Below are 17697 nucleotides of genomic sequence, written 5' to 3'. Positions count from 1 at the left end.
AATAAATAATAATATTTCGTACTTATAACATTGTGTGAAATAGAAAAAAGAAGCCATTATTTAGACTTCCTTTTTCTATTTCACACAAAAGAATAATTGATTTTTCATACGTAACACATATAAAACATTTAAAATCAATGGTTGTCTGTATACACCTATAAACCGCTGCTATGCAGAAAAAACATGACCTGCACTCGCTTTCTTCCTTTGTTTTAGACCCTTACATGTAGCAGGAAAAGGCCCTGATCGCTCCTATGCACGTCCAGATGCTCTCGTTCTCCCATAAGGTTTTATGTCATTTTTTAAATTATATACATATGGATTAACCTTTTTTCAAAATCTTAGTTTTTAAGAAACGATCTACAAACCCTTCTGCTTTTACAACAAATAAATAAAGACCCATTGTTAATAACGCTAAGTCTAATTCATATCCTGGATGTTTTCCATCTCCTAATAAACCAAACGGTCCGTTCACCTTTACGATTGCCCCTACTAAAATAAGTGCAAATAATAATCCTACGTATCTTACACCTAAACCGATAATTAATAACGCACCGCCAACTACCTCTATTGTTGCAACGCCATATGCAAGACCGCCTGGTAAACCAATGCTTGTAAACCAGCCAGCAATGTTATCGATTCCTGCTTGAAATTTCTTTAAACCATGAGCAAAAAATATAATTCCTAATACAACTCGAATACTTAAATTACCAATATATTGATTCATCTTTTTTCTCCTTTTTGTTTTGTTATACAAAACTTTTATTAATACAACAAAACATACACTACTTTTTTTTATTCGTCAATTCATTTTCATTGAGAAAAAATAAAAAAGATTTGCTATGATACAACTATCTGTTAATAAAAAGGAGCACGATTATTATGAACATCGGTTCGACAATACGTGAAATTCGCCAGCGCAGAGGAATTACAATCGCGCAAATTTGTGAAGGAACAGGCCTTTCTAAAGGATTTATGAGCCAAGTAGAAAACAATAAAACATCTCCATCTATTCTTACTCTTGAAACAATCGCTCATTTTTTAAACGTTCCTCTTCCTTATTTATTGTTAGAGCAAAAAGATCGGATGAAAATTGTAAAAAAAGAAGAACGGAAATATAGTATTTACGGAAAAGATCAACAAAAAATTGAACATGTAGCTGAACAAGGCGGACTGCGTTTATCATTAGTAGAAATTCCTGTCGGCTTTCCGAAAGAAAACACACCGAACTCTCATGAAGGTGAAGAATGCCATCTTGTTTTGCGCGGAAAATTAGAAGTACAACACGGAGAAGATATTGCCATCATAGAAGAAGGAGATTCGTTTTCTTGGAACGCATGTGTACCACATATCGTTCGTAATATTGGTGATGAATCTGCACTTCTTCTTATTTCAAGTCATGCTGAAAATAGAAAACATGTATATTGAAGCATTGTGAACAAATTTGTTTGCAGTGCTTTTTTATAAATAAATTGAGACGAGCAGGTTGTTATTTCACTCACCCGCTCGTCTCATTGCATATACGAGAACATCCATATCATGGAATACAACTGTCTTCTCATAAACCATACCTGTCTTTCTTGCTACAAAAATAGAAGCTGGGTGATTCGGATTAATAAGAGAAATAAGTTTCTGAAGCTTTAATACTTGAAAGCCATAATCTCGAAAAGCTGCTGCGGCTTCTTTTGCAAATCCATTTCCCCAGTACTTTGGGAGTAGCCAATAGCCAACTTCAATCTCTTCTTTTCCATCAACGCGTTGCCTAACAAGTCCCGCATGCCCCATTGGTTCTCCCGTTTCCCGATGTAACATTAAAAATAAACCAAGTCCACATTCGTATCCCGATAAGACCCAGCTTTCAAGACTTTTTTTACATTGTTCATACGTTTTTGGAGTCCCTTTCCCGATGTAACGAATGACTTGATCGTTCCCCCATAAAGAAGCGTAAAAATCCAAGTCATCCATTGTATATTTACGAAACTGTAAACGGTCTGTATGAAACATATTCTTCCTCCCTTCTTGTCGATTCTCTTTCTATAACCGAAAGAGGTAATTGTATCTGTTGCACATGTTCACCCTGTGATTGTTTATGCAATAGAATAATGGATTGCTTTGCCATACTTGCAATCGAGGTAGAAATAGTTGTTATATTAGGATTCATCATCATCGAAATTTCCTGATTATCAAATCCGATTACACCAAAATCTTTCGGAATACAAATTCCCATTCGCTGTGCTTCCATAATCATTCCAGCAGCTATTTCGTCACTACCTGTAAAAACTGCATCGGGAGCATTTTTTATGGATTGCATCATTTGTAGCACCCGTTTTCCATCTTTCAATCCATAACAATTTGGAAATATCCATTCCTGTCGCAATGATAGATGATGCTCACATAAAGCTCTTTTATATCCTTTATATCTTTTTCTCTGCGCTCTACTTTTTAATGTATCATAACAAAATCCAATGCGTGTATATCCTTTTTCTAAAAGATGCTTTGTTCCTAGATACCCTGCCCTTTCTTCATCAAATTGAACTGTTGATATCAATTCTGTTTCTACATGCTCATTACATATAACAATCGTACCTAAAGTACTTACACATTCAATCTCCTCTATTGGTAAAGAAAGTGTCGCAAAAATAAGCCCATCTAGCTTCTTCGTTCTTACGTAATGTATAAAGTCTCTTTCTCTCTCTGGAGTATAATTTGATTGTAATACCACAACATCATAACAATCTTCTTTTAAAATATTACTTATTTCTTGAATTAATTTACCAAAAAACGGATGATGTAAATTTGGTACTACTACACCAATTAAATTCGTTTGAAGACGACGTAAATCTTTTGCTACCGCTACAGGGACATAATTTTTTTCATCAATAATCGCTTGCACTCTTTCTCTTAATTCTGTTCGAACATACGGATGATGATTGATTACACGGGAAACGGTCGCTTTCGAAACTCCAGCTAATTTTGCAATCTCTTCAATTGTAGAAATTTTGACTCTCCCCCTTGACCTGTAACGCATTTCAGAATGTACAGTATATAGTAAGTTATATATCTATTATAAATGGAGTGACCTTAAATATGGGAAAAATTCAAATTTCAGGAGAAATTATTAGTGCAAAGGCCGTTGCTTTCGATAAGGACGGTACGTTATTTCAGGCTATCCCGTTTTGGTATGAAATTGATAGACTAAGAAAAGATAAATTTTCACAAATTGTCGGTGATGGATACGAGTCACTTTGGGAAAAAGCAGTTGGTTTCGTCCATCCTGATCACGTTGATTTTAAAGGATTATTAGCAGTGGCCCCTGAAGAGGATGAAATCATTGTTACCGCGAGCTTGTTATATCAAATTACAAAATATCCATGGCATCGCTGTAAAGAACTTGCCGCTGCTATTTTTAAAGAAAGCGATGAAGAGTTATGCATCGAAAACGCTTTTCATCCGATTGAAGGAGCAGCTGATTGTATAAGCTCCTTACAAAGGGAAGGCATTTATACAGGAATTTTAACATCGGACAATAAATTAAGAACAAAAAAGTGTATTGAACTTCTTCGCGTACCACCTTTGCATTTTCTTCTTACCCCAGAAGATGTAACATGCGGAAAGCCGAACCAAGAGATGATTATAAAAACATGTACACAACTTGGCATTGAACCAAAGGAACTCGTTATGATTGGAGATACTGTTGTGGATGTGAAAATGGCCAAAGAGGCAGGGAGTATTGCTGTAGGGATTGCCAATCACGAACATGCAATAGAAGAGTTAACACCGTATGCTGATTTTATCATTACAGCTTACACCGACATTCAAGTGTTAACTAAAAAAACGACATAAACCCCCTCTTTCTTTTTAGGCGAGCGAGAGCATCTGACCATACATAGAAACGGTCAGGGTCTTTTTCTACCACATGCAAAGTTTAAAGGGGAAGAGAGACTGCTTTTTCTCTATTATACTAGTCGGTAAATCTACCACATATGATTGTCAGAGATTTACCAAGCATAAGAATCTATCGCTACAGGAGTTACCTATAGCGATAGATTCTTATTTTATATTCTAGTTCACTTCAACTGCTGCATTTTCTGCAAGCATCACTTCATACATTGATATTTGGTTACCAAGTATATATTCCTTTTTCTCACGTTTTCCACTATGCGCACGGCGAAATGCTTCGCCTTTTGTCCACAATGTAAACACTTCTTTATTTTCCCATGTTGTACATATCCGGTACTCTTCGTACTCTTCTAATCCTTCTGTTCGCAAAATTTCCAGCCTTACAAACCCTGGAGATCGTTCAATCCCTTTTCGCTCTCTAAAGCCTTTTAATAACTCTTCTCCAAATCCAGGTTGTATACGAATTGCATTTGTAACAACGTACATATTCACATCTTCCTTTCTATTATTTTCTACTCATTTACACTAGATAAATATGTTAATACATGCTCAGCTTTCTCTCCGCCCATTCGTGCATGCTGAATAAGTGAAATGCCGTGTGGACCAGAAGCATATTTCGCTTCCGGCTGCACTGTTAAAATAGCCTGCACAATTTCTAATTTCCCAAGCATTGTCGCCGCAAATATGTCCATACGTGCCCCTTTTTCTAATAAATAAAGAGCAATATCTCTGCGACCAACATGCGCAGCTGCACCTAACGCCGTTTCCCAATCATCGCCGCTCCAATTATACGAAGCATGGAGCAAATTTGGATTTTCTATTAAAAGCTCTTGCACTCTCTCTAAATTCCCATGAGCTGCCATTACAAATTCTCTTATTAATTCACTGGCAATACGTCCTTCTGTTTGCATATCTCTTCTCCTTTTTTACAAATTCGCTTCGGGGTAAAAAACGGTTTCTCATTTCCTTGAAAAATATCGACTTCAATTCCGAAAACTCGCTGAAACATTTGATGACATAATACACACTCTGGTGCTCCGTCATATTGAATTTCGCCTTGTTTTAAAACGAGTAAACGATCACTATACCCGGCTGCTTGATTAATATCGTGAAGAACCATAACAATTGTCATGCCAAATTCTTCATTTAAGCGCTTTACTAATTCCATCACTTCTAACTGATGAACAATGTCTAAAAACGTTGTCGGTTCATCTAGCAATAAAATATTGGTACGCTGTGCTAACGTCATCGCAATCCATGCACGCTGCCTTTCTCCCCCCGATAAGGAATGCAAAAGGCGATGTTCATACCCTTCCAATTTTGTTACATTTAGTGCCCATTCCACCATATTTTCATCTTCTTTGTTCAAATGACTATTCCATGATTTATGAGGCTCTCTTCCAAACTCAACTAATTCCCTAACAGTTAAATCTAACTGATGATCGTGCATTTGCGGTAACATCGCTAATTTTTTCGCAACATCTGCACCTTTCATTGTATGTATGCTTTTCCCATCCAAAATGACCTCACCTGTTCTTGGATTAAGTAATCTCGCTATTAAACGTAATAGCGTCGACTTTCCTGAACCGTTTGGACCAATTAAACTAATGATTTCTCCCGCCTCAATCTGTATATTTATATTTTGAATTTGAAAGCGATCTGAATGAGAATAAGACACCTCTTTAACGGAAAGCACTTTGTTTTCCTCCTTTCTGAATTAAGTATAAGAAGAATGGACCTCCTAAAAAGGAGAGTAAAATCCCAACAGGTAGTTCAATTGGATCAAACCAGCTTCTAGCAATTGCATCAGCAAAGACAAGTAAGACACCGCCACCTAAGCAAGATAACGGCAATAAATAGCGGTAATCATTCCCAACTAATAAACGTAATATATGCGGAACAACAAGTCCGACAAAACCAATCAAACCGGAAACACTGACGGCAACCCCAGCTAATAGTGTACTTACTACAATTAAGAAAAATCGGCTTCGTTCTACATTATGACCAAGCAACTTCGCCATCTCATCTCCAAGCATCAGTACACGAATATGTTTAATCCCTATGAAAGCAAGGACAAGCGCAAAGATTGCATAGTAAATAATCATATTGAAATGCGACCAGCTTACACCACCAATTCCGCCTGCTAGCCACGGCAAAACAGATTGTACTTTATCACTATGCAACAACATGAGTGCTGACGTTGCAGCTCCAATTAAAGCGTTAATGGAAACACCGACTAAAACAATCCGAGACGGCGGCGCCCCTTTTTTCCAAGACAAAGCATAAATAACCATTGCTGTTATAAATGCTCCTAAAAATGCGCCAAGGGGCAGAAACGTCATATGCTGTGGAAATAAAATCATAATAACGATGGCAACGAGCCCCGCTCCCGATGAAACACCAATAATTCCGGGATCTGCAAGCGGATTTCTCATAACTCCTTGTAATAAAGCACCCGATGCAGCTAAACACATTCCCACAACAAACCCAACAAGCACACGTGGAATACGTAAATCCCACACGATTCGATGGACAGTTGAATTTTCATCTTGTATACCTAGTGCAATGTCTTGTAATGAAAAAGATAAACTCCCTGCAATGAGTCCATAAAAGAGAACAAGAACCGTCATAGCAAGTAAAGCGACCGTTAATATCCATCTTTTCTTTGCAAAAGGGTGTGACTTTTCTTTTATTACTGCATTACTTTGCATATTCATCATTTCCTTACGTCTTGTAAGCTTTTATACATAAAGTCCATTGCATCTGTTACTTTTGTACCTGGATTTGAACCGAATAAATCCGGTGGTAAAATAACAACTCGATTATGTTTTACAGCTTCTAAATTTTTCCACGCCGCATTTTTCATCATTTCGCCTTCAAATGCTTTTTTTACACCTTCTGGATCACCATGTGTAATTAAGAAAATAATATCTGGATTTGCTTCAATAATGCGCTCTGTGCTTAACTGCGCATATTGCGGATATTCCTTCACCTTTGGAAATTCCGCTGCGATATTTTTCCCGCCTGTTTTTTCTAAAATATCACCAGATAAAGATGTTGGCAGCGCTGCCAAATATGTTCCGGGAGCACCATATACTAAAAGTGCTTTCGCATTACTTTTTTTCTCATATTTCTTCATGTGTTCTGTAATTTTATTGTTTAACTCTTTTGCCTTCTCTTCTTTTTGAAGCACTGTTCCATACATATCAATACTCTTTTGAATATCTTGAACAGAGTTTGCAGACGAGATAATGACTTTTGTGCCTTGTCCTTCTAGCGTTGGAATATTTTTCTCAAATCCGTTATTTGCGACCATAAGCTCTGGTTTTAATCCTGCTATTTGTTCAAAATTCGGCTGGTGCGCATTCCCGATTTCCTTTGCTTTTTTTAGCTCCTCACTAAGAGGCAACTTCGTACTAGGTCGCCCAACAACATTCCCGCCTAACGCATGGAGAATATCCATATCACCAACACTTAATGTTACGATGCTTTGCGGTGACTTTGTAAATGTTACTTTACGATTTGCGAAGTCTGTGATAACAATTTCCTTTTTTTCTTTTGGCGCTGCAGATGTTTTCTCGCTTTCTTTTGCACTGCAGCCGATTAATAAGAAAAAAATAGAAAAGATAGCTGTAAATAATATTATATATTTTTTCATTCTCTCACCTCTAATTGATAACGATAATCATTCGCTACTATTTTAATTTAATTGATAAAGATTATTATTGTCAATAAAAAGTTGTTTTTAACATAAAAAAACGTTACTCAAAGATACACACTCTTTAAGTAACGTTTCTATTTATAGTGGCTGTTCATGTTCGTTCTCCTCTAATTTGTCACGCAGCTCTCTCACGCGGTAGAAAAAATAAAATGAACCTCCTAAAAAAGCAGCAATCACACCCATCATAGCAAACATTTGCACCGCTTCTTTTTGTCCATTTGGGAGTAATAAACCGAGCATTAAAAATGCACTTAGCGCTAACATGACTTGACCGAAACGAATATAATCAGCAATTTTTTGCTGTAATTCTTTCATTCTTCAATCACTCCTCCTTTTCACTGTATCATATTTTCATCGCTTCGTAGGCAAGTAAATACAGCCAATGAGGGAGAAGTTTTCCATGAACACAAATTGAAAAAACGGGATAAAAAACCCTTTTCTTTTTAAGGGGGGCGAGAGTATCTGGCCATGCATAGAAGCGGTCAGATCCTTTTCCTGCCACATGCCATATGAAAACCAAGAGAGAAAGCAAGTAGCGCTCCCTTTTTCTCTGCATAGCAGTGACTTACATGTTGAAAAGTCAAGAAAGAGCCGTAATTGTACGGCTCTTTCTAATTTATACACCTTTATATGCTTGCATATATACTTCTTTTAATTCTGAAATAAGCGGTAATTTTGGATTTGCTGTTGTACATTGGTCTTCAAATGCTCGTTCAGAAAGCACATCAACAACCGCTTCAAATGCTTCTTTTTCAACACCTTGGCCAGCAATGCTCATATTAATATTTAATTCTTTTCCAAGAGTGATAATCGCTTGTACTAATGATTCCACGCCTTCTTCTACTGTACGTGCTGGAAGTCCAAGCATTCTTGCAATATGTGCATAGCGCTCATCTGCAACAAAGTGCTCATATTTAGGGAATAGCGCATGTTTTCTTGGTTTAATTGCATTATAGCGAATAACATGCGGCATTAAAATCGCATTAGCACGTCCGTGCGGAATATGGAACTCCGGTCCAAGTTTATGCGCTAAGCTATGATTAATACCAAGAAATGCATTGGCAAATGCCATTCCGGCCATTGCTGAAGCATTATGCATTTTTTCGCGAGCCTCTTCGTCATTTCCATCTTTATATGAACGTGGTAAATATTTAAAGACAAGATCAATTGCTTTTAAAGCTAATCCATCTGTATAATCGTTTGCCATAATAGATACGTATGCTTCAATCGCATGTGTTAATACGTCCATTCCTGTATCAGCAGTCACATGCGGCGGTACTGTCTTAACAAACTGCGGGTCAACGATTGCAACGTCTGGTGTTAATTCATAATCAGCAAGCGGATATTTGATATTGTTCTTCTTATCTGTAATAACCGCAAATGGCGTTACTTCTGAACCTGTTCCAGATGTTGTAGGAATCGCAACAAACTGCGCCTTATTTCCTAACTTTGGATATTTACATGTGCGTTTTCTTATATCTAAAAACTTTTGTTTGATCCCAAAGAACTCAGTTTCTGGGTGCTCATAAAAGAGCCACATTCCTTTTGCTGCATCCATCGCAGATCCTCCGCCAAGAGCAATAATCACGTCCGGATTGAAGCCTCTCATCATTTCCGCACCTTTAAATACCGTTTCATCTGACGGATCTGGTTCCACTTCAGAGAATATTTCTACCTTTACATCATTTCTATGTTGAGCTAAATAATGCGTTACTACATCAATATATCCATGCTGCACCATTCCAGGATCTGTTACAATGAATGCTCGTGAAATGTTCGGCATACTTGCTAAATATTGCGTAGCATGTTTTTCAAAATAAATTTTTGGTGGCAACTTAAACCATTGCATATTCTTTTTTCTATTTGCAAGTCTCTTTATATTCATTAAATGAGTTGCCGTTACGTTCTGAGAAACAGAGTTCTTTCCGTATGACCCGCATCCAAGTGTAAGCGATGGAATGAACGCATTATATATATCACCAATTCCACCTTGTGATGACGGAGCATTTACAATCAAGCGACATGCTTTCATACGTAAACCAAACTGTTTTTGTACTTCTTTATTTGTAGAATGAATCACTGCAGAATGTCCTAAACCGCCAAGCTCTAACATGTTTTCACAATGCTGCAATCCTTCTTCTAATGAATTTGCTTTTATACAAGCTAATACTGGGCTTAATTTTTCACGGGATAACGGATAATTTGCACCGACCCCTTTAATTTCTGCAACGAGTATTTTTGTGTCTTCTGGTACTGTAATTCCTACTAATCCTGCAATGTAATAAGGGGATTTCCCAACAATATCACTATTTACTGCACATGTATTTTCATTAATTACAAGTTTCTCTAATTTTTTTCGTTCATCTTCTGTCACAAAGTAACAATTATTTGCTATCATTTCTTGTTTCACATCATTATAGATTTCTTTGTCTACAATAATCGCTTGTTCAGACGCACAAATCATACCATTATCAAATGTTTTCGATAAAATTACATCATTCACGGAACGTTTCACGTTTGCTGACTTTTCCATATAGCACGGAACGTTACCTGGTCCTACTCCTAGAGCTGGTTTACCAGTTGAATACGCTGATTTCACCATTCCTGCTCCACCTGTTGCCAGAACAAGCGCTACACCTTCATGATTCATTAATTGTTTTGTTGCTTCAACAGAAGGCTTTTCAATCCATTGAATACAGTTCTTCGGTGCACCAGCTTTCACTGCAGCATCGCGCACTATTTTCGCAGCTGCAATAGAACATTTCTGCGCTGAAGGATGGAATGCGAAAATAATTGGGTTTCTCGTTTTCATCGTAATGATCGCTTTAAACATCGTTGTTGAAGTTGGATTTGTTACCGGTGTTACCCCAGCAACTACACCGACTGGCTCTGCAATTTCTATTACTTCTTCATGCGGATCTTCATGAATAATTCCTACTGTTTTATCATTTTTTATACTATGCCAAATATATTCAGTCGCAAAAATATTTTTAATGCACTTGTCTTCGTAAACACCGCGGCCTGTTTCTTCAACAGCCATTTTCGCAAGCGGCATATGTTGATCTACGCCTGCAAGTGCCATTTCATGTACAATGTTGTCAATTTGTTCTTGTGTAAATCCTTCTAATGCTTGTAAAGCTTTTTGACCGTTCTTTACTAACGTATCAATCATATTTGTTATTTCTTGCATTTCATTTACAGCTTTCTCTTTGACTACCATGTAATTTCCTCCTATTCTACTGTAGGGTCATAATAAGTCCCTAGAGGTCTAAAAATGTCCCTGTTAGCTAAAAAAATAGAACTACCTTTTCTACATGAATCTCATTGTTTGTGAAACATTTCACATAATTATATGTGAAGCATCTCGCTTCATGTGTTTTACTATACACCAGATATTTTTGTATGTGTGTGTCTAATTTGTGAAAAGTTTCACAAATTAAAAATATATAAATCCATTTTGGTTTTTCGACATATAGATTGCTGCTATGCAGAAAAAAGGAAACTGCACTCGCTTGCTCTTTTTGGTTTTAACTGCGCATGTGGCAGAAAAAGGCCCTGACCGCTTCTATGCATGGCCAGATGCTCTCGACAATCTAAAAAGAATGGTTTTATGTTGGTTTTTTAATTTGGATTTATATATAACAAGCACTACTTTATTTCGTAGTGCTTGTTCCCTTATGCTAACGCTCGTGCTAAATCTTCAATTAAATCTTCTCCGTCTTCAATTCCAACTGAAATACGAATTAATGTATCTGTAATTCCTAGTTGTGCACGGCGCTCTGCTGGAATTGAAGCATGTGTCATTTGCGAAGGAATAGAAATCAAGCTTTCTACTGCCCCTAAACTTTCAGCAAGCGTAAAGTATTGTACTTTCTCAAGTACAGTGTTTAATGTTTCTTGACTATCTACATCAAACGAAATAATTGCACCGAAACCATTTGCTTGTTCTGCTGCTAAATCATGATTATGGTGGGTGCTAAGCCCTGGATAATACACTTTATTTACTTTCGGATGATTTTGTAAAAACTCAGCAATTGCACGTGCATTTGCTTCATGTTCTTCCATGCGCACTCCTAATGTTTTTAAACCACGCAGTAATAAAAAGCTATCTTGTGGTCCTAAAATACCACCTGTTGAGTTTTGTACAAAGTGAAGATCCTCTGCTAACTCTGCACTATTTACAGCTACTACACCAGCAACAACATCGCTATGACCGCCTAAATATTTTGTTGCACTATGAAGTACAATATCTGCACCAAGAGAGATTGGTGTTTGCCAATACGGTGTCATAAATGTATTATCAACAATTGTTAATAAGCCTTGTTCTCTAGCAAGTGCTGCAATTTGTTTAATATCCGTAATTTTTAAAAGCGGGTTTGTCGGTGTTTCAACATAAATTGCTTTTGTGTTTGGAAGAATCGCTGCTTTTACTTCTTCTAAGTTTGTTGTATCAACAAATGTATGTTCAATACCAAAGCGATTTAACACTTTTGACATTACGCGGTACGTTCCGCCGTACACATCATCTGTTAAAACGACGTGATCTCCTTTAGAGAAAAGCATCATTACTGCTGTAATTGCTGCCATACCTGATCCGAATGCAAATCCCGCATGACCATTTTCAAGAATAGCAATTGTTTCTTCAAGAGCTGAACGAGTCGGATTTCCTGTACGTGAATATTCATAGCCTTTATGATTTCCTACACCTTCTTGTTTGTACGTACTCGTTTGATAAATCGGTACTGTTACTGCTCCAGTTGAAGATTCTCCGATATGAATACCATGAATTAACTTTGTTTTTGTTCTCATTTTATTCCCATCCTTTGTATATGTGCTTACTCAAATAGCGTTCGCTGCTATCTGGAAAAATGGTTACAATATTTGTTCCTGGCTTTGCTTTCTCAGCTTCTAATAAGCTTGCATGAAGTGCTGCCCCCGAAGAACTGCCAACGAGGAGCCCTTCTTTTTGCGCCAGTTGTTTCACACGTGAAAACGCATCACGATCCGAAATCGTATGAATGACATCAAAATATATTGGATTAAGAAATGATGGTATAAACTCAAGCCCAATTCCTTCTGTCTCATGAGAACCGGCTTCGCCACCATTTAAAATAGAGCCTTCTGGTTCAACAATGACTGTTTGAATTTGTTGATTTTGCTCTTTCAAATATGATGCTGTTCCCATAAATGTTCCACCGGTTCCAGCACCAGCGACAAATATATCAATATGTCCATCTAGTGCCTCCCACAGTTCAGGCCCTAATGTTTTATAGTATGCACGTGGATTTGCTTCATTTGCAAATTGACATGGAGAATACGAATTTGGAATTTCTTTCAGAAGTTCTTCTGCTTTTGCAATAGCACCTGTCATTCCTTGTGACGTAGGTGTATGAACAATTGTTGCACCAAGAGCTTTCATAAGTTCTTGTTTTTCAATACTAAATTTTTCTGGAACGCACACAATAACATGTAAATCATGCTCAAGTGCTGCAAGTGCCAGCCCGATTCCTGTATTGCCAGCTGTCGGTTCAATAATGGTTCCCCCTGGCTTTACAAGCCCTTTGGCGAGAGCATCCTCAATTAATTCTCGACCTAACCGATCTTTCACACTTCCACCTGGATTAAAAAATTCAAGCTTTGCAAAAATCCGAACATCTTTTGGAAGTAAAAAGCGCGTAATTTCAACAAGTGGTGTATGTCCGATGAGGTCATGAACGCTGCGATACACTTTCATCGTATTTCCTCCTTACCTAACCCCTCAAAAGAAAAAGGCAACTGTATGTAATTTCTATATATGAAACAGTTGCCTTTTTGCTACATTACTTTAACTCTTCTAATACTTTTACAATAAAGTTTGTAGAATGAAGAGCTGCTTGATCTAAAAACTGTTCAAACGAAACATCTGATTCTTTACCAGCAATATCAGAAAGTGCACGAATGATAACAAATGGCACTTTATATTGATAACATACTTGTGCAACTGCCGCAGCTTCCATTTCTACTGCATACAGATCAGTGAACTTCTCACGAATAAATGAAACGCGGTTTGGATCGCTCATGAAAGAATCTCCTGTTGCAATCATACCTTTAACAACTTGAATTCCTTCTGCTGTTTGCATACATTTTTCAGCTAATGCAACAAGTTCTTCATCTGCTGGAAATCCTGCTGGCATTCCTGGTACTTGACCGTATTCATAGTTAAATGCTGTTACATCTACGTCATGGTGACGAACTTCTGTTGAAATGACAACATCACCTACGTTTAAAGAATGATGGAACCCACCAGCTGAACCCGTATTAATAATTTTTTCCGGCTGATAACGTTCTAATAAAATCGTTGTAGACATCGCTGCATTTACTTTACCGATACCTGATTTTAACAAGATTACTTCATGCCCTGCTAATGTACCTTTCGTAAATTCACACCCCGCAACTGTTTCTGTTTCTGCTTGTTCTAACTTGTCACGTAAAATACGTACTTCTTCTTCCATTGCTCCAATTACAGCAATTCTCAATCGAATCCCTCTTTCTATTGCTTCGTTGCCTCCATTACCCAAACATAATGATTCATGCGAGTAAATGAGACATGAAAGCCATTGTTTTCAAAAATAGATTGCATAACAGGAATACGCGTATAATATTCCGTTTGTAGATCATTTGCTAACTCATAAAACCCTCGCTGCTGCGCATATTCAATAGTTTTATCATATGCTTCCTGATCTACAAATATCGTGTCAGCAAACACTATTTTACCACCTTTGTTTAGCAATTGACTATACTTCGCAATGGCTACATTTTTTTCCTCATCAAGTAAGTGGTGAAACGCATATGTGCTGACGATTGTATCCACATGCGAAGGAGTGACAAAGTTTAAAAAATCACCTTCTGTAATCGCTACTTCTTTCGGAAGCTTTTGCTTAGCAATCGTACGCATTTCTTTTGATGGCTCTATACCGTAAACAGTTCGACCAGCAGCTAATAATCTATTTGTTAAGTTGCCGGTACCAACACCAAATTCTAAAACATTGCCAAAAGATTTATTTACTACATCCTCTAAAATCTCCTCATAATGGGCGAAAACTTCTTTATATTGTATATCTTCACCCTGTACGAACGAATCGTACGTATGAGCCCATTGATCAAATAGTTCATTAAATTCTGTTCCCATAGAAAATTCCCCTTTTTCTTATCGGATTTATCAGTATAATATGCCTTATTCATCAAAAAGTCAACAAAAATGCACATGGTATTTCTTAGTTTTCTTTGATAAACTAAACTATGAACATGCAGAAAGAGGTGCTCTTCATGTCGTTTACATTTGAAATGATAGAAGATAAAGTTGAGTTTTTTGAGGCAGCTAGCTTAGCATTGCTAGAAAAGAAAATTAATGAACAAATTGATAATAATAAGGCACTGATGTTAGAAGTACATCACATTTCGCATCAAATGATGATGGATCCTGAAAGCAAACGACCATATTATAGCGCTGTTGTTCACTTTAAATTGAAAAAATTGCGCTAAAAAGGAGAGAGGCTTTATCACCTCTCTCCTTTTTAATTCAGGGTTTGAACAAGCGTTGGTTTCCAGCCCTCATTCTCTACCCAATCAATATTTACATTATATTTGTTTCCTGTTTGTTTATCTGTTACTCTGCCGTATGCTTTCTGTTTTCCGTTATTTCCAATACGTTGAATTACCAACTGTTCCACTGGGATATCAATTGCATAAGCAATCGCTTTATTCATCTCATTCCAGTCCACGCTTCCTTTCTGGAATGTCATAGCAGGTGATTGCCCTTGCTCAGTACCAACTGGTTTCCAAGCTGGTTTTGTATATGCTTCTTTCGCTTGTGAAATTGTTTTCTCTGCGGATACTTTTTCGTTCTCTTTTGCTTTCGCTTCTTCTTCCGCTTTCTTCTTAGCTTCTTCTTCTTTTTTCTTTTGTTCCGCTGCTTTTGCTTCTTCTTTCTTCTTAGCAGCATCTTCTTTCTCTTTCTTTTTCGCGGCTTCTTTTTCTTTTTCAGTTTGCTGCGTTACTTTTTTATCACTAGAAGCAGCCTGCTCTGTATTATCAGAAGTAAAGAATAGTTGATATGCTACAATTACTACCGTAAATAACACGATACCAATTGCAATATTCAATATACCGTTTTGGCGACGCCTTTGTTGTTTTTGGTTAAATCTAGTTCCTCCTGCCATTATTCAAACCTCCATGACAATTTTCATACTTGTTATTGTAACATCAAATGCACAAAGGTTGAAGGAGTAGGACCACTTTTTCACAAAATGAAAATATTTCTTATCACTTTTGCAATTGTTCCACCTTAGCAATCGCCTTCACATAATCAGTAAAAATACGTGTTACCACATTGTTTTTCCTATTCGTTTCTAAATCAACGACAACTAACGCATACCGAGGATTTTCATATGGAAAATAACCAGCAAACCAACGATTTTCATAATTCTCTTTCCCTGTTTGTGCAGTTCCTGATTTTCCCGCTATTGTAAATGGTAATGATTGATACGCAGATCCTGTACCATTCGGTGCCGTTACAACACTTCTTAACAATCGCTGCACTTTCTTAATCGTATTTCTTTTAAGTGTTTTTCCTTGTAATACATGATCTTCAAAATGAAATACTTTCGTACCATTTTTATATGTAATGTCCCGAACAGCTTTAACCTCTTTCTTTTCATCGCCCCTTGCAATGGTTGCCATCATATTCGCGACAGCTAGCGGTGATAAGCGAACGTCCTTTTGACCGATTGCTGTTTGCGCAATTGCTTTGCGAACGTTTTTATCTCTTTCATCGCGCCAAATCGTTCCCTCTTTTTCCTCTGTAAGCTGCCGAAATGCAGTCGTATGAAAAACAGTTCCTTCCCATCCAACACTTTTAGACGCTCCTAACGCTTCGACATACTTCTCAATCATCATTTTATCTTTTTGTAACAATTCGCGTCCAAGCTCTGCAAACGTACGATTACAACTACGAGCAAAGCTTTCTGTAAACGATAGCGTTCCCATCAATCGATCGGCTTTCCCTTCTCCATAAAGGTCCATATTGCAATCAAATCTTCGCCTTGCTGTAAGTAGTCCTTCTTCAATAGCAGCTGCTGCAATAACTGTTTTAAAAACAGATCCAGGAAATTGAGGAATAAGCATTTGATTACTTGCCCCCCGCTTATATGCTTCCTTATTATTCGTATGTAACGATGGTTTACTCACCATTGCTAAAATTTCATTCGTTTGAATGTCGAGTAATATGAGACCACCTTTTACAAGTTTGCACTCATCGATCAAGTCTTCTGCTCTCATTTGTAAACTTTTATCCAGTGTCGTCTCTATCCTCAGAGGATAAAAAGGATTAGCAGGATATGTATACTTAACATTTCTGCCGAAAATCGGTTCTCCTTGTCCGTCAACATGATAGAGTATTTTCGCTTCCCCGTCTGATAATAAAAACTCATCAAACGAGCGTTGTAATCCTGAAATACCAACTGGTGTTTTCTTCTTTTCTTTGTCTCCGTATCTTTTTACAAACTGTTCCTCATTTTCTCCAGTAATTCCAATGAAATGCTCTGCTATCATGTTAGTTTGTTTATTTCTTACATGCACGGCTATAACGCCCGGAATCTTTAAATCATTAACTTGCTTCATTTGTTCATTTGTTAATTTCAACGACTGTTCATCTTGCTGAAATACAACAGGCTGTTTTGCTCTTCGTATTTGTTTCTCTATATCTTTCTCTTGCGCTCCAATAATGTGAGCAATCTTTTGCATCGGCCAAGTCGTACTTTGTAGAAATGGAAATAAAATCAGCATTGGCTGATTGTCATCTATTAGCTCTTCTCCATTTCGATCGGTAAAACGGCCGCGCCCATCGTCTACAATCATTGCTTGTGTACGCTGCGCAACACTTTTTTCAATTAAGTTAATATGTTTATCTGTAAACGACTCCGTTTCCACAAGCTGAACTTGTATTAAACGACCAAGTAAAATACATATGATACACATAAAGGCAATTAAAACGATGATGACTCGTTGCTGCATATTCATTACAAACACCTCATCTTTCA

At 37.3% G+C, this 17697-nt stretch carries 19 protein-coding genes; 3 read left to right on the top strand and 16 right to left on the bottom strand.

The genetic code is table 11. The features are described 5' to 3' along the window. Positions 1-322: 322 nt before the first annotated feature. Positions 323-727, bottom strand: a complete 405-nt coding sequence (locus V7024_RS08475) for a DoxX family protein (RefSeq protein ID WP_335518273.1) — start codon at positions 725-727, stop codon at positions 323-325. A gap of 155 nt (positions 728-882) precedes the next feature. Between V7024_RS08475 and V7024_RS08470 the strand changes: the two genes are divergently transcribed. After that, positions 883-1428: a helix-turn-helix domain-containing protein gene (locus V7024_RS08470; protein ID WP_335518269.1), complete on the top strand. Its 546-nt coding sequence runs from the start codon at positions 883-885 to the stop codon at positions 1426-1428. Between the two features lie 66 nt (positions 1429-1494). Here the strand turns inward: V7024_RS08470 and V7024_RS08465 are convergent, their stop codons facing one another. Next, positions 1495-2004: a GNAT family N-acetyltransferase gene (locus tag V7024_RS08465; protein WP_335518267.1), complete on the bottom strand. Its 510-nt coding sequence runs from the start codon at positions 2002-2004 to the stop codon at positions 1495-1497. Then, the gene (locus tag V7024_RS08460) at positions 1973-3028 is read right to left on the bottom strand and encodes a LacI family DNA-binding transcriptional regulator (RefSeq protein WP_335518264.1); all 1056 of its coding nucleotides are present in this window, start codon (positions 3026-3028) and stop codon (positions 1973-1975) included. Before V7024_RS08460 ends, V7024_RS08465 begins: the two co-directional genes overlap by 32 nt. A 59-nt stretch (positions 3029-3087) precedes the next feature. Here V7024_RS08460 and V7024_RS08455 point away from each other — a divergent pair, with 59 nt between their 5' ends. Beyond that, positions 3088-3843 carry an HAD family hydrolase gene (locus V7024_RS08455; RefSeq protein WP_335518261.1) on the top strand — a complete coding sequence of 252 codons (756 nt, stop codon included), beginning with the start codon at positions 3088-3090 and terminating at the stop codon, positions 3841-3843. A 219-nt stretch (positions 3844-4062) separates the two neighbouring features. Here the strand turns inward: V7024_RS08455 and V7024_RS08450 are convergent, their stop codons facing one another. From V7024_RS08450 to V7024_RS08400, 11 genes are all read right to left on the bottom strand, one after another. Continuing rightward, entirely contained in the window at positions 4063-4386 is a 324-nt protein-coding gene (locus tag V7024_RS08450; protein WP_335518258.1) for an antibiotic biosynthesis monooxygenase, read from the bottom strand. 26 nt (positions 4387-4412) lie between these two features. Next, positions 4413-4811 (bottom strand): ankyrin repeat domain-containing protein, encoded by a 399-nt coding sequence (locus V7024_RS08445; RefSeq protein ID WP_335518255.1) that lies wholly within the window; start codon positions 4809-4811, stop codon positions 4413-4415. After that, positions 4778-5596 (bottom strand): ABC transporter ATP-binding protein, encoded by an 819-nt coding sequence (locus V7024_RS08440; RefSeq protein WP_335518249.1) that lies wholly within the window; start codon positions 5594-5596, stop codon positions 4778-4780. Before V7024_RS08440 ends, V7024_RS08445 begins: the two co-directional genes overlap by 34 nt. Beyond that, on the bottom strand, positions 5583-6611 hold the full coding sequence (locus V7024_RS08435; RefSeq protein ID WP_335518311.1) for a FecCD family ABC transporter permease: 1029 nt from the start codon (positions 6609-6611) through the stop codon (positions 5583-5585). The genes V7024_RS08440 and V7024_RS08435 overlap by 14 nt, the downstream gene beginning before the upstream one ends. Positions 6612-6616: 5 nt before the next feature. Further along, positions 6617-7558 (bottom strand): ABC transporter substrate-binding protein, encoded by a 942-nt coding sequence (locus V7024_RS08430; RefSeq protein ID WP_335518246.1) that lies wholly within the window; start codon positions 7556-7558, stop codon positions 6617-6619. A gap of 141 nt (positions 7559-7699) precedes the next feature. Then, positions 7700-7936, bottom strand: a complete 237-nt coding sequence (locus V7024_RS08425; protein WP_098915072.1) for a YrhC family protein — start codon at positions 7934-7936, stop codon at positions 7700-7702. Positions 7937-8237: 301 nt separating this feature from the next. Further along, entirely contained in the window at positions 8238-10841 is a 2604-nt protein-coding gene (gene adhE, locus V7024_RS08420) for a bifunctional acetaldehyde-CoA/alcohol dehydrogenase (protein WP_335518241.1), read from the bottom strand. Positions 10842-11296: 455 nt separating this feature from the next. Further along, the gene (locus V7024_RS08415; RefSeq protein WP_335518238.1) at positions 11297-12430 is read right to left on the bottom strand and encodes a bifunctional cystathionine gamma-lyase/homocysteine desulfhydrase; all 1134 of its coding nucleotides are present in this window, start codon (positions 12428-12430) and stop codon (positions 11297-11299) included. Between the two features lies 1 nt (position 12431). Continuing rightward, the gene (locus tag V7024_RS08410; protein ID WP_335518234.1) at positions 12432-13355 is read right to left on the bottom strand and encodes an O-acetylserine dependent cystathionine beta-synthase; all 924 of its coding nucleotides are present in this window, start codon (positions 13353-13355) and stop codon (positions 12432-12434) included. An 85-nt stretch (positions 13356-13440) separates the two neighbouring features. Then, the gene (gene mtnN, locus V7024_RS08405; RefSeq protein WP_020060866.1) at positions 13441-14136 is read right to left on the bottom strand and encodes a 5'-methylthioadenosine/S-adenosylhomocysteine nucleosidase; all 696 of its coding nucleotides are present in this window, start codon (positions 14134-14136) and stop codon (positions 13441-13443) included. Between the two features lie 14 nt (positions 14137-14150). Beyond that, positions 14151-14789: a class I SAM-dependent DNA methyltransferase gene (locus tag V7024_RS08400; RefSeq protein ID WP_335518229.1), complete on the bottom strand. Its 639-nt coding sequence runs from the start codon at positions 14787-14789 to the stop codon at positions 14151-14153. 137 nt (positions 14790-14926) lie between these two features. Here V7024_RS08400 and V7024_RS08395 point away from each other — a divergent pair, with 137 nt between their 5' ends. Then, entirely contained in the window at positions 14927-15142 is a 216-nt protein-coding gene (locus V7024_RS08395; protein WP_335518226.1) for a YrzA family protein, read from the top strand. A gap of 32 nt (positions 15143-15174) precedes the next feature. On the opposite strand, the gene V7024_RS08390 is transcribed toward V7024_RS08395, so the two are convergent. Together V7024_RS08390 and V7024_RS08385 are read right to left on the bottom strand one after the other, a co-directional pair. Further along, positions 15175-15819 carry a YrrS family protein gene (locus V7024_RS08390; protein WP_335518223.1) on the bottom strand — a complete coding sequence of 215 codons (645 nt, stop codon included), beginning with the start codon at positions 15817-15819 and terminating at the stop codon, positions 15175-15177. Positions 15820-15922: 103 nt separating this feature from the next. Next, on the bottom strand, positions 15923-17677 hold the full coding sequence (locus V7024_RS08385; RefSeq protein ID WP_335518220.1) for a peptidoglycan D,D-transpeptidase FtsI family protein: 1755 nt from the start codon (positions 17675-17677) through the stop codon (positions 15923-15925). Positions 17678-17697: the final 20 nt, after the last annotated feature.

The sequence above is a fragment of the Bacillus sp. JJ864 genome (assembly GCF_036963045.1).
GTDB classification, from domain to species: Bacteria; Bacillota; Bacilli; order Bacillales; family Bacillaceae_G; genus Bacillus_A; species Bacillus_A pseudomycoides_C.
The sequence above is the reverse complement of the archived record's forward strand: the minus strand, read 5'-3'. Positions and strand labels throughout refer to the sequence as shown.